17 protein-coding genes are annotated in these 17,736 nt (G+C 60.9%); 9 read left to right on the top strand and 8 right to left on the bottom strand.

All coding sequences use genetic code 11. The annotated features are described in order from the left end of the window. The first annotated feature begins 82 nt into the window (after positions 1-82). Positions 83-691: an exopolysaccharide biosynthesis protein gene (locus tag AKV04_RS08785; protein ID WP_054006077.1), complete on the top strand. Its 609-nt coding sequence runs from the start codon at positions 83-85 to the stop codon at positions 689-691. A gap of 47 nt (positions 692-738) precedes the next feature. Here AKV04_RS08785 and guaB read toward each other — a convergent pair whose 3' ends face one another. After that, on the bottom strand, positions 739-2,187 hold the full coding sequence (gene guaB / locus AKV04_RS08780) for an IMP dehydrogenase (RefSeq protein WP_054006076.1): 1,449 nt from the start codon (positions 2,185-2,187) through the stop codon (positions 739-741). 138 nt (positions 2,188-2,325) lie between these two features. Between guaB and AKV04_RS08775 the strand changes: the two genes are divergently transcribed. Beyond that, a complete protein-coding gene (locus AKV04_RS08775) occupies positions 2,326-3,021 on the top strand; it encodes a type 1 glutamine amidotransferase (RefSeq protein WP_054006075.1) in 696 nt (231 codons plus the stop codon). Between the two features lie 178 nt (positions 3,022-3,199). On the opposite strand, the gene AKV04_RS08770 is transcribed toward AKV04_RS08775, so the two are convergent. Together AKV04_RS08770 and AKV04_RS08765 are read right to left on the bottom strand one after the other, a co-directional pair. Next, on the bottom strand, positions 3,200-4,204 hold the full coding sequence (locus AKV04_RS08770) for a TDT family transporter (protein WP_054006074.1): 1,005 nt from the start codon (positions 4,202-4,204) through the stop codon (positions 3,200-3,202). A 163-nt stretch (positions 4,205-4,367) separates the two neighbouring features. Beyond that, complete coding sequence (locus AKV04_RS08765; protein WP_054006180.1) at positions 4,368-5,153, bottom strand: phytanoyl-CoA dioxygenase family protein; 786 nt, start codon at positions 5,151-5,153, stop codon at positions 4,368-4,370. A gap of 87 nt (positions 5,154-5,240) precedes the next feature. On the opposite strand from AKV04_RS08765, the gene AKV04_RS08760 reads away from it, so the two are divergent. The 3 genes from AKV04_RS08760 to AKV04_RS08750 all read left to right on the top strand — a co-directional run bounded on the left by AKV04_RS08760 (position 5,241) and on the right by AKV04_RS08750 (position 8,361). Beyond that, complete coding sequence (locus tag AKV04_RS08760; protein WP_156317428.1) at positions 5,241-6,161, top strand: LysR family transcriptional regulator; 921 nt, start codon at positions 5,241-5,243, stop codon at positions 6,159-6,161. Between the two features lie 151 nt (positions 6,162-6,312). Continuing rightward, entirely contained in the window at positions 6,313-7,347 is a 1,035-nt protein-coding gene (locus tag AKV04_RS08755) for a LacI family DNA-binding transcriptional regulator (RefSeq protein ID WP_054006179.1), read from the top strand. A gap of 39 nt (positions 7,348-7,386) precedes the next feature. Further along, on the top strand, positions 7,387-8,361 hold the full coding sequence (locus AKV04_RS08750; protein ID WP_162232847.1) for a glucokinase: 975 nt from the start codon (positions 7,387-7,389) through the stop codon (positions 8,359-8,361). On the opposite strand, the gene AKV04_RS08745 is transcribed toward AKV04_RS08750, so the two are convergent. Together AKV04_RS08745 and AKV04_RS08740 are read right to left on the bottom strand one after the other, a co-directional pair. Next, entirely contained in the window at positions 8,358-9,017 is a 660-nt protein-coding gene (locus tag AKV04_RS08745) for an alpha/beta hydrolase (RefSeq protein WP_054006071.1), read from the bottom strand. The genes AKV04_RS08750 and AKV04_RS08745 overlap by 4 nt on opposite strands. Continuing rightward, entirely contained in the window at positions 9,014-9,643 is a 630-nt protein-coding gene (locus AKV04_RS08740; protein ID WP_202905589.1) for a DNA-3-methyladenine glycosylase family protein, read from the bottom strand. Before AKV04_RS08740 ends, AKV04_RS08745 begins: the two co-directional genes overlap by 4 nt. 83 nt (positions 9,644-9,726) lie before the next feature. Here AKV04_RS08740 and AKV04_RS08735 point away from each other — a divergent pair, with 83 nt between their 5' ends. Both AKV04_RS08735 and AKV04_RS08730 read left to right on the top strand, forming a co-directional pair. Further along, positions 9,727-10,932, top strand: coding sequence for an MFS transporter (locus tag AKV04_RS08735; protein WP_054006178.1), 1,206 nt, complete (start codon positions 9,727-9,729; stop codon positions 10,930-10,932). 3 nt (positions 10,933-10,935) lie between these two features. Continuing rightward, positions 10,936-11,388, top strand: coding sequence for a GNAT family N-acetyltransferase (locus AKV04_RS08730; RefSeq protein ID WP_054006069.1), 453 nt, complete (start codon positions 10,936-10,938; stop codon positions 11,386-11,388). A gap of 69 nt (positions 11,389-11,457) precedes the next feature. Here AKV04_RS08730 and AKV04_RS08725 read toward each other — a convergent pair whose 3' ends face one another. From AKV04_RS08725 to cysS, 3 genes are read right to left on the bottom strand one after another with little or no spacing between them, the layout of a single operon-like run. After that, positions 11,458-12,219, bottom strand: coding sequence for a squalene/phytoene synthase family protein (locus AKV04_RS08725; protein WP_054006068.1), 762 nt, complete (start codon positions 12,217-12,219; stop codon positions 11,458-11,460). Further along, positions 12,216-13,838 (bottom strand): citramalate synthase, encoded by a 1,623-nt coding sequence (gene cimA / locus AKV04_RS08720; RefSeq protein WP_054006067.1) that lies wholly within the window; start codon positions 13,836-13,838, stop codon positions 12,216-12,218. The genes AKV04_RS08725 and cimA overlap by 4 nt, the downstream gene beginning before the upstream one ends. Further along, complete coding sequence (cysS, locus tag AKV04_RS08715; RefSeq protein WP_054006066.1) at positions 13,835-15,253, bottom strand: cysteine--tRNA ligase; 1,419 nt, start codon at positions 15,251-15,253, stop codon at positions 13,835-13,837. Before cysS ends, cimA begins: the two co-directional genes overlap by 4 nt. Positions 15,254-15,485: 232 nt before the next feature. Between cysS and AKV04_RS08710 the strand changes: the two genes are divergently transcribed. Both AKV04_RS08710 and AKV04_RS08705 read left to right on the top strand, forming a co-directional pair. Beyond that, the gene (locus tag AKV04_RS08710; protein ID WP_054006065.1) at positions 15,486-16,871 is read left to right on the top strand and encodes a pyridoxal phosphate-dependent decarboxylase family protein; all 1,386 of its coding nucleotides are present in this window, start codon (positions 15,486-15,488) and stop codon (positions 16,869-16,871) included. Next, positions 16,872-17,729, top strand: coding sequence for a TPM domain-containing protein (locus tag AKV04_RS08705; protein WP_054006064.1), 858 nt, complete (start codon positions 16,872-16,874; stop codon positions 17,727-17,729). The last annotated feature ends 7 nt before the right edge of the window (positions 17,730-17,736 follow it).

Below are 17,736 nucleotides of genomic sequence, written 5' to 3'. Positions count from 1 at the left end.
CGCGGAAATCCCGCAACCAAGCCCCGGCGCTCTGGCAATTTTCCCCCTCACGCCCCATCTTCAGCCAGAGCTAAGAGGTGACATGACAGCCCCCATCCCACTTTCCCAACAACTGCTGCGCCTTGTCGAAACGGGCGACAGCGAGCGTGTCAGCCTCGGCGATTTGGTGAACGGCATCAAAACCCACGCCCGCGCCACCCTGCTGATCTTGTTCGCGCTGCCGAACCTGTTGCCCGGCCTGCCCGGCACTTCGGCAGTGACCGGCCTGCCCTTGGTTTACCTCACCTTGCAAATGATGCTCGGTCGCCCGGCTTGGCTGCCCGGTTTCATCGCCAACCGCTCGCTGTTGCGCGCCAACCTCTTGGCGCTGCTGACCCGCGCAGCACCCTATCTCGCCCGCGTCGAGCGCATCCTGCACCCGCGCCTGCCCGCCTTAAGCAGCGAGAACGCCCAGCGGATCATCGGCGCCATCGGCATGCTCCTGAGCCTGCTGGTGATGTTGCCGATCCCCTTGGGCAACTTCCTGCCCGCCTTGGCGATCCTGATCGCCGCCCTGGGACTACTGGGCAATGACGGCGCTTTCATCATTGCCGCCGCCGTCATCGCGGTAAGCGCCGTGATCGTCTTGGTCGGCGTCTATTGGGCAGTGATCACCGCCGTGATCTATATGGCGTTCCGCACCAGAGCCTGAATGCAAAATGGCCCCACGCGGGGGCCATTCCATCCGATCTAACCGCCTCACCCGACCCGATAATTCGGGCTTTCGCGGGTGATCTGCACATCATGCACATGGCTTTCCTTCAGCCCCGCCCCAGTGATCCGTACAAACGTACAGTTCGCCCGCATCTCGGCCACCGTCGCACAGCCCGTATAGCCCATCGCCGCGCGCAGCCCGCCGACCATCTGGTGAATAACCTGCGCCGCCGTGCCCTTATACGGCACCTGACCCTCGATGCCCTCCGGCACCAACTTGTCGCTCGCCGCATCCTTCTGGAAATACCGATCCGCCGAGCCGCGCGCCATCGCCCCCAAAGATCCCATGCCACGGTACGATTTATACGACCGCCCGTTGAACAAGATCAGCTCACCCGGAGACTCGTCCGTCCCCGCAATCGCCGAGCCAACCATTGCGCAAGACGCCCCCGCTGCAATCGCCTTGGCGAAATCGCCCGAGAACTTAATCCCACCATCGGCGATAATCGGCACATTCCCAGCAGCCCCCGCCGCATCCATGATCGCCGTCAACTGCGGCACACCGACGCCCGCAACAATCCGCGTCGTACAGATGCTTCCGGGACCAATCCCGACCTTCACCGCATCCGCGCCAGCCCCGATCAGCGCCCGCGTAGCCTCCGCAGTCGCCACGTTCCCGGCCACCACCTGCACCTTGTTCGAGGCCTTCTTGATCCGCTCCACCGCAATCGCAACGCCCGCCGAGTGGCCATGCGCGGTATCAATCACCACCATATCGACGCCCGCTTCAATCAAAGCCATCGAGCGTTCAAACCCGGCATCCCCAACGGTCGAGGCCGCAGCCACCCGCAGCCGCCCCAACTCGTCCTTGCAGGCCTGCGGGTTCAGAACGCTTTTCTCGGTGTCCTTCAGCGTCAACAACCCGGTCAATTTGCCCGCGCCGTCGGTCACCAGCAGCTTCTCAATCCGCCGCGCCTTCATCAAAGAAATCGCCTCGTCGCGATCAATCGGCTCGCGCAGCAGCGCCAGATTTTCAAACGACATCATCGCATGCACCGGCGTTTTATCATCCGACGCAAACCGCATATCGCGGTTGGTCACGATGCCCAGCACCCGGCCTTCTTTATCCACCACCGGGAACCCGGTGATCTGATAGCGCTCCATCAGCAGCTTGGCATCGCCTAGGGTCTGATCTGGCGTCAACGTGATCGGCTGATACACCACGCCAGACTCAAACCGCTTGACCCGCGATACTTCCCGCGCCTGCGCCTCAAGGTCCAGATTGCGATGAATAACCCCAATTCCGCCCGCCTGCGCCATAGCAATCGCCATCCGGCCTTCGGTCACCGTGTCCATCGCGGACGACAGCAGCGGAATGTTCATCCGAATGGACTGGGTGACAAAAGTGGAGGTATCAGCCTCCGACGGCAGCACCGAGCTTGCAGCTGGCACCAGCAAAACGTCATCAAATGTGAGCGCCTCGCGAATCTCCATGTTCACCTCCAACGGGGTCTAAGGGGAGTGTTCGTTTGACACGTCCCACTTTCACGGGTGACGCGGAATGGCAAGGCCGAAACGGCGCTTGCACACAAAATCCCAACATGCAGACTGCGCCAAAACCGAGGGGCCTTCATGCGCGTCGCCATCATCGAAAATACCGCCGTCACCCATCACGGCCAAGTCGGCGTAGCACTGCACGAGGCCGCCGCCACCATCGACCTCTATAAACCGTGGCTCGATGGCAAACTGCCCGCGCCCTCCAGCTTCGACGCGCTGATTTCCTTTGGCGGCGAGCAGACGGCTTTATCCGATCACAGCCACCCCTACCTGCCCGATCTCGCCGCCTTGCTCTATGATACCGCGCTATCGGGCAAAGCCACCCTCGGCATCTGCCTTGGCGCGCAAGCCCTCGCACGCGGCGCAGGCGCTGAAAACACCATCGGTAGCAATCCCGAGTTTGGCTGGTGCCAGATCGAGCTTACCGATCAAGGCCGCGCCGATCCGGTGTTAGGCCTGTTGCCGCAGCAATTCCCGATCTTTGAATGGCACTCCGACCATTTCACCCTGCCACCCAAGGCGGTGCATCTGGCGACCAATCCTAGCGCCCAAGTGCAAAGCTACCGTATCGGTCGCGCGGGCTACGCCACCCAGTTCCACTTCGAGGCCAGCCGCGCCGTCGTCGCCGATTGGATGCGCCGCTTTCCAGACGTGATTGAGCAACAAACTCCCGGCTTCACCGCCACCCTCGCCGCTGAAGCCGAGCGCCACGGCCTCGCCGCCGACGCCCACGGCCTTGCCATCGCGCGGGCATGGGTGGCGCTGATCTAGCCTTGAACCGAAGGAAAACGCTCCAGTGGAGCGTTTTCCGGTTCGTTGCTCAAAAGGCTGAAGGCCGTTGAGCAAGGGGCGTTGTGCAGCAAACTGTCGCTATGGAGATCGGGGCGCGCCTGACTGGACTGGCGCGAACTCGCGCCTGTCAAGGAGCAGGCAGGCGCTGCCCCCAACCTCACGCCTCCGCCGCGTTGGTCTTGGCCGCCAATTTTCCCGTCGGCCACATCGCAAGCACCTTCCAGGCAATGCCTACGACCACCACCGCGGCAGCCGCCAGCAGCCCCAGCCCGATCTGCTCAACCTGACCGCCCAACCCGATCAGCGCCGCCGCAAAGCTGACCAACGGAAAGGTAAAGCTGCCCCACAAAGCCGAAAACCCCGCCGCCGTCACCCAACGCAACCCCAGCAGCAGGGCCAAAAAGATCACAGCACCAAAACCTGCAAAACTCTGCGCCAGCACATCCTGCCCCAAGCCGGTCGCCACCAGCGCAAACAAAGCCGCAGGTGCCAGATGGATCACCAGCAAAGGCCGCAACGGCGCAGGTGGTATCCGCCCGATCAGTTGCGCCAGCGAAGCCCCCCAGATCAGCCCCGCAATCGGCATCGCGCCCCACAACAAAGCTTGCGCCAACTCCATCCGCCCCAAAGCCAGCGCCGGAATCGCCGCGACAATCCCGCCAACAAAACTCAGATGCCACACCGGAGTAACAACCCGCTGTTCTTTCGGCGCCTGCAAAAGCCCCCAGATCACCAGCCCCGCCAACACGCCATGCACCAAAAGCGCACCCACCATCAGCCCATAGGCTATCCCCGGCACATAGGGCACCAGCACCGAAGCCGCCAGCATCGCGCTCATGCTGCACGCAGCCATCCCCGCCCGCCCCGGCAATACCCGCAAATCCTCCAGCAACACCGCAGGCCGCCGCGCGATCTTGGACAACAGGGCGACAGTGGCAAAGCCCCAAAACGCCAGCACCGCCCCCAAGGCCGCCTCAACCAGCCCCCCCGGCAGCCCCAAAACCACCGCCGCCTTGCGCAAAGCCAGCCCAAGGCCGAGCAGGCCCAACACCACAGAAAACACCGCAGGCGGCGTCTTGGCGAACAACTTCGGTTTCCGAGGCGGAAACTCCGGCGGCGGATAGGCCTTCGGGCGGTGCTGCACGGTCGGACTTCGGGTCATGGCAATCTCCTTGCCCCCTTGTCCCACCGCCAACCCCGCCCGACAAGCCTGATGCTTGGGACCAATCAGCGCACCAAAGCTTAATAGATCCTGAACAGCCGATCCTAACCCATTGATTTTACAAAGTCTCGAAATGGTCCCGAGTCGGGACCATTCCAAACCCTCACTTCAAAAACGGAAACCAATCCTCCCGCAACACCTGCCCCGCGACCATCTCATGCCCCGGAAAGGGAGGCGAGGTCCGCCCCGGCCGCTCCACATACCGCGCATCATCGCCCAAAACCCGCAGCGAAAACGCCCGCCGTCGCGTCCCCGCCTCATTCCCCCGCGCCCCATGCAGCGTGCGATAATTGAACGCCACCGCGTCACCCGGCTCCATCTGCCACTCCCGCACCGGCATCCCCTCCGCATCCGGGTCCGGCACGGCCATGTACAACTCGGGGTTCGGATAAAACGAGGTTTCCGACAGCCAACGCGTCGGCAACACCTCTTTCGGCCACAGATGCGACCCCGCCACGCAGCGCAACGACGCCTGTGTCACCGGATCCAGCGGCGACCAGAACGACACATTCTGCTGCCCCTCGACAAAGTAATACGGCCCATCCGTATGCCAAGGCGTCGCCCGCGACGTCCCCGGCTCCTTCACCAGCACATGATCATGAAACATCTGTACCCGCTGCGAGTCCATCAGCTTGGCGGCCACATCCGCCACCTCAGACTGCTTGATCACCCGCTCAAATTCCGGGATGCGTTGCCAGTTGCAATAATCGTCAAAGAACCGCCCCGAGTCGCCCGGACGCAGATTCTCTGCCGCAAACGGCCCCGGCTCCGCCATGTTGCGCGCCACCCCGGCCTGCAACTCCTCGACCCAATCGGCCCAAAGCCCCTTGATCAGCACCACGCCATCGCGCTGATACGCCTCAATCATCTCATCGGTTACGTCTACCATGCTGGCCTCCTGATTTCGCTTGGCTTGCAACATGGCGCGACTTAATCATAGCCGCAAATAATACCTTTCAATGCAGGTCATAATCCAGTGCTATCCCTTACCCTCCGCCAGTTGGAATATGCCACCGCCGTCGCCCGCCATGGCGGCATGACTGCGGCCGCCGAGGCGCTGCATGTCAGCCAGCCCGCGCTGTCGGTCGCCCTCGCCCAACTCGAATCCCTGCTGCAACGCCCGCTGTTCCTGCGCCGTGCCGGAGGTCGCCTCACCCCCACTGCCTTCGGGCGCGGCTGGCTGGAACTGGCCGAGGCGCAACTGACTGCGCTGACCCGCCTCACCGATCCCAACGCCGCAGCCGAGGATATCCGGCTTGCGGTGTTCGAAGACCTGGCGCCGAGTTGTTTGGCACCAATCCTCACTTATGCGGAAAAGCTCGCGCCACACCTGAAGATCACTACGCAAGTCATGGATTTTGCAACACTTTCCGATGCACTTCACAAAGGAAAAGTCGATCTCGCTTTGACATGGGATCTTGGCCTACAATCCGACATGGCCCGCCAAAGCCTTGCCCGAATCGCCCCACATGCCATCCTGCCGCCTGATCACCCGCTCGCCAAAAACGCCAGCTTGACCCTCTCCCAACTCGCCCTCGAGCCGCTGATCCTGACGGATCAAGGCCTGTCGCTTGGCCATATGCGCGGGCTGTTTGCGCAAGCGGGCCTCACCCCGCAAATCCGCCACCGCACCGCCTCGATGGAACTGATGCGCAGCTATGCCGCCAATGGTCTGGGACTAGGCCTGTCTTACACCAATCCCGCCGCCCGCCTCAGCCCCGATGGCAAACCGCTAGTCACCCGCCCGATCCGCGATGCCGGGACCGAGCCGCTGATCTTGACCCATTTGGCGCAGAACCCTCCCTCTGCCGCAGCGCAGCAACTCAGCGCATTGATCCCGCACGCGCTGCCAGCGGCGTTACAGGGTGAATCTTCCGTGCATTTGATACCGCTTTGAAGCTTTTACACTTCCCGCAACCCACTGAAAAATAATAACACCCTTAAAAACTCGTAACGATTGTGCAAATCAAGCCTCAAACACTTTGACCACCCCGGCCCGCGCGGTTAGTGTCCCTGCGCAACCTGACCCCATGGGCACCCGAACCTCGATGAACCTCAAAGAACTGGCGCAAAAGCTGAACCTCTCGCCCACCACCGTCAGCCGCGCGCTGAACGGCTACCCCGAGGTCAATGATGTGACGCGCGAGCGTATCGTTGCCGCCGCCAAGCGCTACAATTACCGTCCCAACACCCGCGCCATCAGGCTTGCGACAGGCCGTGCCATGGCGGTGGGCCATGTGTTTCCGGTTGCCACCAAATCCGAAATCATGAACCCGATCTTCGCCGATTTCATCGCCGGCGCTGGCGAGATTTACGCCGCCAACGGCTATGATATGCTGCTGTCCGTCGTCGCCGATGATGCCGAAGCCGCCGCCTACCGTGACCTGAAATCCCGCGGTGCCGTCGATGGCGTCATCGTCCATGCCGTGCGCACCTATGATCCGCGCATCGCCAGCCTGCAAGATTTGGGGCTGCCCTTCGTCACCCATGGCCGCGCCACCGGGATTGAGACCGACTATTCTTGGGTCGATGTCAACAACCGCCGCGCCTTCCTGCGCGCCACCGAATTTCTGCTCGATCTCGGCCACAACCGCATCGCTTTGGTCAACGGCAAAGAGGATATGGATTTCGCCATCCGCCGCCGCACCGGCTATGTTGATGGCTTGGCTGGACGCGAAATTGCGCCAGATGCAGCCCTTATGGCAAGCGATGAGATGACCGAGCTTTCCGGCTACCGCGCCGCTAAGCGTATGCTGGCGCTGGATAATCCACCAACCGCCTTCGTGGCCGCCTCGATGCTGTCGGGCATGGGCGTGCGCCGCGCGATTGAAGGTCAGGGCCTGAAACTGGGTCGCGATGTCTCTGTTATCATCTTTGACGACGAGCTCAGCTATCTGCGCAATGGCGACGATGTGCCGATTTTCACCGCCACCCGCTCATCGGTGCGCGATGCCGGGAGGATCGCCGCCGAGATGCTGCTGGCGCTGATCGCCGACCCCTCCCAAGGCCCGCTGCATCGTTTACTAGAGGCTGATTTGATCATTGGCCAGTCCACCGGCCCTGCCCCACGTAAATCCATCTAAATCAAAAGCCTGCGGGCTAAAGTTAAGACAATGAGGTCACTGATGTCTACCCCTCTCGCCCTCGTTGCCGATATCGGTGGCACCAACACCCGCGTCGCTTTGGCCGATGGCAAAGTCGTGCGCCAAGCCAGCATCCGCCGCTATGCCAATGCCGAATTCACCAGTTTGGAGCCGGTTTTGACCCGCTATATGGTCGAAGAAGGTCTGAAATCGGTGGATGGTGCCTGCGTCGCCGCCGCAGGCCCGGTCCGCGATGGCGTGGCGGTGATGACCAATCTGTCTTGGGTGATTGATGCTGCCTTGTTGATCCGCGCTACGGGGGCGGGCCAAACCGCGATCCTCAACGATCTGCAAGCCCAAGGCCATGCCTTGGGACACATAGCACCGGAATTCCTGCGCCCACTGATCCCTGGCACCCAAGTGGCAGGCGCCGCGATGCTGGTGGTCGGCGTCGGCACCGGGATGAACGCCGCCCCGGTGCATGACACCGCTTGGGGTCGCCTCGTGGCACCCTCGGAATGTGGCCATATCGCGATGCCAGTGCAGACCGAACAAGACTTCCGGTTGTCGCGCTTCGTCGCCCATACCGGAGCCAATGCTCACGGTTATGCCGGGGTTGAGGACGTCCTCGCGGGGCGTGGTCTGGAGCGTGTCCACGCCTTCATCAGTTCTGAGGCCGGCCAGCCGCAAGATCTGAAGGCTGCCACGATCATGGACGCCCTGGCTGCGGGAGAGCCTTTGGCGCGCGAAACCACCAAGCTTTACATGCACTTACTGGGGCAGGAACTCGGCAATCTTGCATTGATCCACCTGCCATTCGGCGGCATCTACCTGATCGGCGGCGTCGCCCGTGCGATGGTGCCCTATATGGACGAGATGAATCTGGCGCAGGCCTTCCGCACCAAGGGTCGATTCGCCGAATTCATGCAAAGCTTCGCCGTTTTCGCGGTTGAGGATGATTTCGCCGCCCTCACTGGCTGCGCCGCCTTCCTCGCCAGCGGTGGCCGGGACTAAACCCCCAACCGATCCGCGATGAAACTCAACGCCACCTGCAAGCCATCCGGCGCAATCCCGTGCCCGGTGCCCTGCATCACATGACCATAGGTGGCAAACCCAGCCGCGACCAGTGCATTGCCCGCCGCCTGCATTTCTTCAAACGGCACCACCAGGTCTTGATCGCCATGCATCAGCAAAACTTTAGGTTTGACCTTAGCTTCTGCCTGCAACACTTCAGGAAACATCAACTTCCCTGAAATCGCCACAACCCCGGCAATTGCCACCTCCCGCCGAGGCGCCACATGCAAACTCATCATCGCGCCCTGTGAAAACCCGACCAGCACCAGCGCCTCTGGCCCCAGTCCCTCCTCAGCCAGCCGCGCATCGAGAAACCCGTTCAGATCCTCCGCCGCCTGCGCCAACCCCGCCTTAGCCTCCGCCTGACTTGAGCCATCAAACCGCGGAATCCCAAACCACTGCCGCCCAAACGGATTGCCCGCGCAAGCCTCGGGCGCATCCGGCGCATAGAACACTGTATCGGGCAAATGCGGTGCCAAAGCATCCGACAGCCCCAGCAAATCCGCGCCATCGGCGCCATAGCCATGCACAAACACCACCATAGACCGCGCAGCCCCCGACACAGCCGCCACCCGCCCGAATTTCAACGCTCTCATCGAATACCTTCCCGCGATTTTGACACATGATAATAAGCCCATAGCACCCGCGCCGCAACCGCGCGCCACGGGCTCCAAGCCTCTGCCATCCCCCGCAACGCCTTTTCCGTGGGCCGCTCCGATAGCCCGAACAGCAACCGCGCGCCTTCCTGCAAGGCCAAATCCCCCGGCGCAAACACATCCGCCCGCCCCAGCGCAAACATCGCATAAATCTCGGCAGTCCAACGGCCGATCCCCGGCACCGCCACCAATTCCGCGATCACCACCTCATCAACTTTGCTGCGCAAGCCAATGAAATCAATGCCAGAACCCGCCAGTGCCTTGGCATAACGCGCCTTCTGCCGCGACAACCCCGCAGACCGCAAATCCTCGTCCGTCGCAGCCAGCACCCCGTCCAAGCTGACCACTCCCGCCGCCTCCATCCGCGCCCAGATCGCATTGGCAGAGGCCACCGAGACCTGCTGCCCCACAATCGCATCCAGCAACGCCGTGAATCCGTCGGCATGGCGGCGCAATGGCAACGCCCCCACCACGCCCAAAGCCTCGGCGAACCGCGCATCTGATGCGCTCAGCCAAGCCGCCCCCTCCGCCACGCAATCCAAACTCTGAATAATCCGCCCGACCATCACCCCTCCAGCCCACGCAATCCATAAGGCCAGAGCGAATCTCCCTTGCCCCCGCCAAAACCGATGCCTACCGATGGCACATGATGACAGATCAAGACAGCCTCGCCCGCCGCAACGTTTTTGTGCTCGTTGCTTCCCAAGCCGTCCTAGGCGCGCAACTGCCGATGATGTTCATCATCGCGGGTTTGGCCGGCCAAAGCCTCGCCCCCAACCCGTGCTGGGCGACCTTGCCGATCTCGGCCATGGTGATCGGCTCGATGCTGACTGCGACACCGATTTCCGCCTTCATGGCGCGCTATGGCCGCCGCGCGGGCTTTATCGTCGGCACTTTGGGCGGCACCTTGGGCGCTGCCATCAGTGCAGCCGGGCTGCTCTACAGCTCCTTCGCTTTATTCATTCTGGGCGGGTTATTCTCCGGTATCTATATGTCCGCCCAAGGCTTTTACCGCTTTGCCGCCGCCGATACCGCATCAGACGCCTTCCGCCCCAAGGCAATTTCTTGGGTGATGGCAGGCGGTCTCTTGTCCGCCATCGTCGGGCCAGAACTGGTGAAACTGACCAATGATGCCATGGTGGTGCCGTTTCTGGGCACCTACCTCACCGTCATTGCGTTGAATTTCTGCGGTGTTTTCCTGTTCGCTTTTCTCAAAATCCCAAAACCTGCTGCAGCAAGCCATGGCTCTGACCAAGGCCGAAGCCGCACGCAACTGATCCGCACCCCCGCGATTGCCGTCGCGGTGATTGTCGCCACTGTATCCTATGCCTTGATGAATCTGGTGATGACCTCATCGCCTTTGGCCGTGGTTGGCTGCGGCTATCTGAAATCCGATGCCGCCAATGTGGTGATGGGCCACGTTCTGGCGATGTATGCGCCGTCCTTCGTCACCGGCCATATCATCGCCCGCTTCGGCACCCAGCGCGTAATGGCCACCGGCCTCATGATCCTCGCCGCTGCCGGAGCGGTCGCGATGGCCGGGGTCGATCTGTTCAACTTTTTCGCCGCCCTAATGCTTCTGGGCTTCGGTTGGAACTTCGCCTTCATCGGCGCCACCACCATGCTGACCACCTTGATTACCCCGGCCGAGCGCGGCCGGATGCAGGGCATGAACGATCTGATCGTTTTCGGCGGTGTCACCATGGCCAGCTTTTCCTCGGGCGGGTTGATGAACTGCTCGGGCAGCTCGGTGCAGGCCGGTTGGCAAGCCGTGAACATGGCCATGCTGCCGTTTCTGGTGCTGGCAGGCGGTGCGCTGATCTGGCTGGCGCTGCAGCCAAAAGAGACGCGTTAGGCGATGATCCGCCCTGCGACCCCCTCTGATCTGCCGCAGCTTTGCAAGATGGTTCACGCCCTTGCCGAATATCACGGCGATACCGCGACGGCGACGGTCGCCCACCTGCAACGCGACCTATTTGGCGCAGCGCCCTGGCTGCACGCCTTGGTGTTTCAGGCAGGCCGCCGCCTGCTCGGATATGCCGCCCTGACACAGCTTGCGCGGGTGCAATACGGCCAACGCGGCATGGATTTGCATCATCTGTACGTTTGTACCGATGCGCGCGGCGATGGTATCGGCAAGGCGCTGCTGGCCGCCAGCCTAGACTATGCCCGCAGCAAAACCGCAAGTTATGTGACAGTGTCGACCTTGCCGGGCAATGACATCGCTAAGGCGTTTTATCTGGCACAGGGCTTCGAACCGGCCCCGGTTTCTGGCCTGCGCTACGCGTTCGACCTTGCGGGAACGTCTTAACAGAACCTTACCAGACCACCGTTAAGCCATTGATTTACCATGCAGGAAAACCTGCCCACGCGTGGACACTCACCACCGCCCGGAAAATCCCTGCCAGAGCAACCGCCGCCGCCGCCCAAATTCCGACAACCCCATCCGACCCTCGGCGACCACTATCGGATCGGCCACAACTTGTCTCAAAAGCGCCTCCGCCTGCCACCCCGCAAGCAAAGCCGGGGCAGCTCTGCCAACCAATCCCCGCCCCACTCGCGCCTTCGAAATCTTCTCCAGCCCCCGCGCCGCCAGTTCCCGCACCGCCTCCGGCCGCCCATCCACCAAGGGCCGCCGCCCGCGTTCCTCCAACACCGGAATCGCCCGCAAATAGGCCGCCAACCCCGCAGCCCAGCCATAGGCCCGCACAGTTTCCTCGGCCCGATCACCCGCCCCACAAGCCCGCGCCGCCAGCCACATCAGCCCACCTGATGTCTCGTCCAGATACAAATCAAACGCCGCCTGATCCTCAAACGGCTCCGAATAAACGTCCCAAACCCGCGCCGCCGCCATCTTATCGAGGACCGTGACATCCAACCCCGCCACCCTGATCAGATCATGCAACGGCCCCGCCACCTCATGTGCCCGTGCGCCCGGTTCGGCCACCACATCGCGCCACCATTGCAGCCGCATTTCCGCGATCATCGGCTCTTTCGTCACCCAGGGCGCGCGGGCGATTTCCAGATTGAACGCATAAAGCGGCCACAGCCGCGCCCTCAAACTGACCGGAGCCGCCATCACCGCCGCGAACCGATCAGGATCGCCGCGGTCCACCAGATCAGCGCAGGCCTGCAAGCTCACACCGGGGCTCCAATATCGCGGATCAGTTTCCAGTTGATCGCATCCAACAACGCCTCAAAACTGGCGTCCACTATGTTCGCCGAGACGCCCACGGTGGACCAGCGCCGGCCTTGGCTGTCTTCACTGTCAATAATCACCCGCGTGACCGCCTCAGTGCCGCCTTGGGTGATCCGCACCTTGAAATCGACCAGACGCAGATCGTCAATCACACCCTGATAGGGGCCGAGATCCTTCGCGAGCGCTTTCGACAAAGCATTCACCGGACCGCGATCGGTGCCGGTTTCATCCATGCTTTCCGACACCGACAGCATCTTCTGATCGCCGATTTTCACCACCACCACGGCCTCGGACAGGCTGACCATGCGGTCGTATTTGTTCTTGCGCCGCTCGACCGTCACCCGGTAGCGCTTGACCTCGAAGAACTGCGGCAGCAGGCCGAGTTCGGTGCGCGCCACCAGTTCGAAACTGGCTTGCGCGGAATCGTAGGCATAGCCCTGATCCTCGCGCTCCTTGATGATCTCTAGGATGCGCCCGAGACGCGGATCACCTGCCGCCACCTCAATACCCGCCGAGATCAGACGCGCCCGCAGGTTGGATTGCCCGGCTTGGTTCGACATCGGGATGATGCGCTCATTGCCGACTAGCTCTGGCGGGATATGCTCGTAAGTGCTTGGGTTCTTTAGGATAGCGCTGGCATGTAGGCCCGCCTTGTGGGCAAATGCGCTGGCACCAACATAAGGGGCGGCGCGGTGCGGCACGCGGTTCAGGATGTCATCGAGCATGCGGGACAAACGTACAAGGCCCGCCAAGGCCTCGGTTGAGACGCCACATTCAAGCTGGTGGGCAAAGGGTTCTTTCAGCAGCAGGGTTGGGATCAGGGTGATCAGATTGGCATTGCCGCACCGCTCTCCCAAACCGTTCAGCGTACCTTGTATCTGCCGCGCGCCCGCCTCGACTGCCGCCAAAGAATTGGCCACGGCGTTGCCGGTATCGTCGTGGCAATGGATGCCGAGGCGATCACCGGGGATGCCAGCGGCAATCACTTCGGCCACCACGCGGCCGACTTCCGAGGGTAAGGTGCCGCCGTTGGTATCGCAGAGGACGATCCAACGCGCGCCTGCATCCAAGGCCGCGCGCAGGCAAGACAGCGCGTAATCCGGGTTGGCGCGGTAGCCGTCGAAGAAATGCTCGGCGTCAAACAGCGCCTCACGTCCCTTGGCGGTGACGTGTTTGAACGAGGCCGCAATCGCCTCGCGATTTTCCTCAAGGGAAACACCCAAAGCGGTTGTAACGTGAAATTCATGAGTCTTGCCGACCAAACAGACCGCAGGCGTACCCGCATCCAGCACCGCCGCCAGCACATCGTCATTTTCCGCCGAGCGCCCGACCCGCTTGGTCATGCCAAACGCCGTCATCGTGGCGCGGGTTTTCGGCGCATTGGCGAAAAACTCTGAGTCGGTCGGGTTCGCGCCCGGCCAACCACCCTCAATATAATCCACCCCTAACTGATCGAGCGTCGTGGCAATCTGGCGTTTTTCAGCGGTGGAGAATTGCACGCCCTGCGTCTGCTGGCCATCGCGCAGGGTGGTGTCGAACAAGTAGAGGCGCTCGCGGGTCATTTGAGGACTTCCAACTTAGTCACGTCGAAATCCATTTCTGGACGAAGAACGACTTCTTCCTTGCTCATCATCACTGAAACATTTGCCTCACTTATCGCTTTTCTTAAGGCATCTACGTGGACGAAATTTTTACTGACCTTTGCTTCTTCTCGTAGTTTCTGAATTTGGATTGCCAGGGGTGCAAGAATTTCGAGCGCCCGCCGATACTGCAGCGTTTTTGATGCAAGTTGCTCCCAATTCAAAATTCCCAGAAATTCGATATTTCGGCCGAGGTCGTTAGCATCGGATGAACCATTTAATGTTCCAAGAATACGCAACGCTTCGTGCGTATTCAGATCATCACTCAGCGCGTCAACTACTTCGATTTTCGGTTCAAGTAGCTTGGCCACATCCAAGTCGCCGTACCGCGCAATCATCTCTATATAGCCGAAGAGTTTAACTTCCGCCTCGATTGCCTTTTCCATGGTCCAGTCCATTGGCTTGCCGTAATGCGTCCCCAAATACACCATGCGGATCACCTCGCCCGGATAGCCCTGATCCAGCAAATCCCTGACCGTAAAGAAATTGCCCAAGCTCTTGGACATCTTCTTGCCCTCGACCTGCAACATCTCATTGTGCATCCAGACATTGGCGAAGCTCGCCTCGGGATGGGCGCAGCAGCTTTGGGCGATCTCGTTTTCGTGGTGGGGGAACTGCAGATCGAGGCCGCCGCCGTGAATGTCAAACGACGCCCCAAGCAGTTCATAACTCATCGCGGAACATTCGATATGCCAACCGGGACGGCCCCGACCCCAAGGGCTTTCCCAGCCGGGCTCATCCCCCGAGGACGGCTTCCACAGCACGAAATCCATCGGGTCTTCTTTATAGGGCGCGACCTCAACCCGCGCGCCGGCGATCATGTCGTCAATCGAGCGGCCCGAGAGTGCGCCATAGTTCTTGTACGAACGTACACGGAATAACACATGGCCTTCAATGGCATAGGCGTGACCCTTGGTGATCAGATCAGCGATCATCGCCACCATTGGCCCGATATATTCGGTCGCGCGCGGCTCAAAATTCGGCCGCAGCGCGCCCAAAGCATCCATATCGTCGTGATACCACTGGATGGTTTCCTCAGTCCGCTCGCGGATCAAAGCCTCCAAGGGCCGCGGGTCGCCTGCTTGTTGACGGGCCAAAGCGGTGGCGTTGATCTTGTCATCGACATCGGTGAAATTGCGGACATAGGTGACGTGATCCGGGCCATAAACGTGCCGCAACAGGCGGTAGAGCACGTCAAACACCACCACCGGGCGGCCATTGCCAAGGTGGGCGCGGTCGTAGACCGTCGGGCCGCAGACATACATCCGCACGTTTTTGGCATCAATCGGGGTGAAGATTTCCTTCGCCCGTGTCTTGGTGTTGTGCAGTTTGATCATCGCAACCCTCGTCCCTAGCGCTCGCATTTGCCTGCGGCGGGTCTATCAGCTTGATCCGGTTGAGGGAATGAGGTGATGGCCCGCCTGACGGAAAGTCAGCAGGTCATGCAGCAAATGATGATGCCCATCGTGTTCATGCCGATGTGATAACGTTGAATTTGCCCGCCGCCAAGGGGGTTTTGGTTGTGCTGCTTAGTTCACAGGTTAAGATTGTGAAAACCGGGAGGCCAAGATGAACCATGACGATCTGAACCATTGGTCAAAGCGCGCCGCCGATTGGGTGACGGACTATCATCGGAGCCTGCGGGATCGTTCGGTGCGGGCGGATCTGACGCCGGGGGCGATTGCGGCGCAACTGCCGCGCGAAGCCCCGGATGCAGCGGAACCGATGGAGCAGATTTTTGCCGATTTTGAACGGATTGTGCCGCAGGGCATGACGCATTGGCAGCACCCGCGGTTTTTCGCCTATTTTCCGGCCAATGCCTCCCCCGCGTCGATGCTGGCCGAGCAGTTGGCCAATGCGATGGCCTGTCAGGGCATGCTGTGGCAGACCTCGCCCGCCGCGACCGAGATTGAGCAGGTGATGGTCGGCTGGCTGCGGGAGGCGCTGGGATTGCCCGAGGGGTTTGTCGGCACGATCCACGATTCGGCGACGACGGCGACCTTGTCAGCGATCTTGACAATGCGCGAGCAGGCGATGGAATTTCAGGGCAATATCAAGGGGATGCACGGGCACGCCCCGTTGCGATTCTATGCTTCGGCGCAGACGCATTCCTCGGTGGATAAAGCCATTCGGGTGGCGGGGATTGGGCAAGACAATCTGGCTAAGATCGCCACCGATACCAGTTTCTCGATGCAACCCGAGGCACTGCGGGCGGCGATTGTGGCGGATCAGGCGGCAGGGATGCTGCCTGCTGGGGTGGTTTTATGTGCTGGTGGCACCTCGATTGGGGCGTTTGACAGGATTGCGGAGTGTATCGCGGTGGCCAAGGCGCATGGGTTGCCTGTGCATGTTGATGCGGCTTGGGCGGGGTCGGCGATGATCTGCCCCGAGTTTCGCGATCTGTGGAAAGGAGTGGAAGATGCTGATTCCATTGTGTTTAATCCGCATAAATGGCTGGGGGCGCAGTTTGATTGTGCCATCCAGTTTCTGCGTGATCCGACGGCTCAGGTGAAAACCTTGGGCCTGCGCCCGGCCTATTTGGAGACCGCTGGACGCGAGGAGATCGTGAATTTCAACGAATGGACTGTGCCTTTGGGGCGGCGATTTCGGGCGTTGAAGCTGTGGTTCACGTTGCGGGCTTATGGATTGGACGGATTGCGGGCGCGGATTCGCAATCATGTGGCATGGGCGCAGGAGTCGGCTCTGGCTTTAGCAGCTATTCCTAACGTGAAGATTATCACGCAACCCATTCTGTCACTTTATAGTTTCGCACTTCCCGATGATATCAAAACCGAAAACCTGCTGAACCGCATCAATGATGATGGCCGGATTTATCTAACCCAGACCCGGCATGAGGGCCGCTATGTGATCCGGGTGCAGGTCGGTCAGTTTGACTGCACGCGCGAGGATGTCATGATGATCCCGCGCATTGTTGCGGAATTGATCGGACAGTGAATGATTCGAGGACTAATTCGGACCCTGCTGTTGCTGGTGTTTTTGCCCGTTGCAGCAATGGCGCAGGGTTTGCCGCAGCCACTCTCCGATACTGTCTCGGATTTTGCAGGTGTGCTCAGTCCCGATGAGGAAACCCGGCTGAATGCTACGCTGCAAAAGGCCCGCGATGAGACGGGGGTGCATATCAGTGTCGTCACGATGGAGCGCAAGGCAAGTTATGGTGGATCAGGGCAAAATATTGAGATTTATGCGAAAAAGCTGTTCAATGCTTGGGGGATTGGCGACAAAAAGCGCAATGATGGCATTCTGATCCTGGTCGCCAAGGGCGATCATGAGATGCGGATCGCGCTCGGGACGAGATTTGATGCGGTCTATGACGGCTTGGCGCAGCGGGTGATCGACCGTGACATGCTGCCCGCCTTTCGCGACAACCGCTATGCCGACGGAATTGAGGCCGGGGCGCAAGCGGTGATCGACCGTCTGGCGCGGCCGTTTGCCATCCACAATCCGCCGCCGATTGAGCGGGACTATTCCGGCCTGCTCGGCGCGATGCCGTATGTTTTCTTTTTCGGGCTTTTAGCAGCTGCGGTGCTACGACGGCAAATTGGCGATGCGACCACGCGGTTTCGGGCCTGTCCAAAATGTGGTCGCAAGGGGCTGTCACGCAGTCGCGTCGTCGATGTTGCCGCAGACACGACGAAGTCTGGCAGCGGCAGCCAAACCACGCTTTGCAGCTATTGTGACTATTCAGAACACGAAATCTATAGCATCACGCGCATATCCAATTCCTCGTCAGGGTCATCTGGTGGATTTGGTGGCGGGGGATCGTCCGGGGGTGGCGCGTCCGGGCGGTGGTAGGCGTTTT

It is taken from the genome of Cypionkella psychrotolerans, from assembly GCF_001294535.1.
Classification (GTDB): Bacteria; Pseudomonadota; Alphaproteobacteria; order Rhodobacterales; family Rhodobacteraceae; genus Cypionkella; species Cypionkella psychrotolerans.
This window is presented reverse-complemented; position numbering and strand designations above follow the sequence as displayed.

Excerpts from the sequence above, each read along its gene's own strand:
- AKV04_RS08785 (WP_054006077.1), top strand. The coding sequence starts at position 83 with ATGACAGCCCCCATCCCACTTTCCCAACAACTGCTGCGCCTTGTCGAA.
- guaB (WP_054006076.1), bottom strand. The coding sequence starts at position 2,187 with ATGGAGATTCGCGAGGCGCTCACATTTGATGACGTTTTGCTGGTGCCA.
- AKV04_RS08775 (WP_054006075.1), top strand. The coding sequence starts at position 2,326 with ATGCGCGTCGCCATCATCGAAAATACCGCCGTCACCCATCACGGCCAA.
- AKV04_RS08770 (WP_054006074.1), bottom strand. The coding sequence starts at position 4,204 with ATGACCCGAAGTCCGACCGTGCAGCACCGCCCGAAGGCCTATCCGCCG.
- AKV04_RS08765 (WP_054006180.1), bottom strand. The coding sequence starts at position 5,153 with ATGGTAGACGTAACCGATGAGATGATTGAGGCGTATCAGCGCGATGGC.
- AKV04_RS08755 (WP_054006179.1), top strand. The coding sequence starts at position 6,313 with ATGAACCTCAAAGAACTGGCGCAAAAGCTGAACCTCTCGCCCACCACC.
- AKV04_RS08745 (WP_054006071.1), bottom strand. The coding sequence starts at position 9,017 with ATGAGAGCGTTGAAATTCGGGCGGGTGGCGGCTGTGTCGGGGGCTGCG.
- AKV04_RS08740 (WP_202905589.1), bottom strand. The coding sequence starts at position 9,643 with ATGGTCGGGCGGATTATTCAGAGTTTGGATTGCGTGGCGGAGGGGGCG.
- AKV04_RS08735 (WP_054006178.1), top strand. The coding sequence starts at position 9,727 with ATGACAGATCAAGACAGCCTCGCCCGCCGCAACGTTTTTGTGCTCGTT.
- AKV04_RS08730 (WP_054006069.1), top strand. The coding sequence starts at position 10,936 with ATGATCCGCCCTGCGACCCCCTCTGATCTGCCGCAGCTTTGCAAGATG.
- cimA (WP_054006067.1), bottom strand. The coding sequence starts at position 13,838 with ATGACCCGCGAGCGCCTCTACTTGTTCGACACCACCCTGCGCGATGGC.
- cysS (WP_054006066.1), bottom strand. The coding sequence starts at position 15,253 with ATGATCAAACTGCACAACACCAAGACACGGGCGAAGGAAATCTTCACC.
- AKV04_RS08710 (WP_054006065.1), top strand. The coding sequence starts at position 15,486 with ATGAACCATGACGATCTGAACCATTGGTCAAAGCGCGCCGCCGATTGG.
- AKV04_RS08705 (WP_054006064.1), top strand. The coding sequence starts at position 16,872 with ATGATTCGAGGACTAATTCGGACCCTGCTGTTGCTGGTGTTTTTGCCC.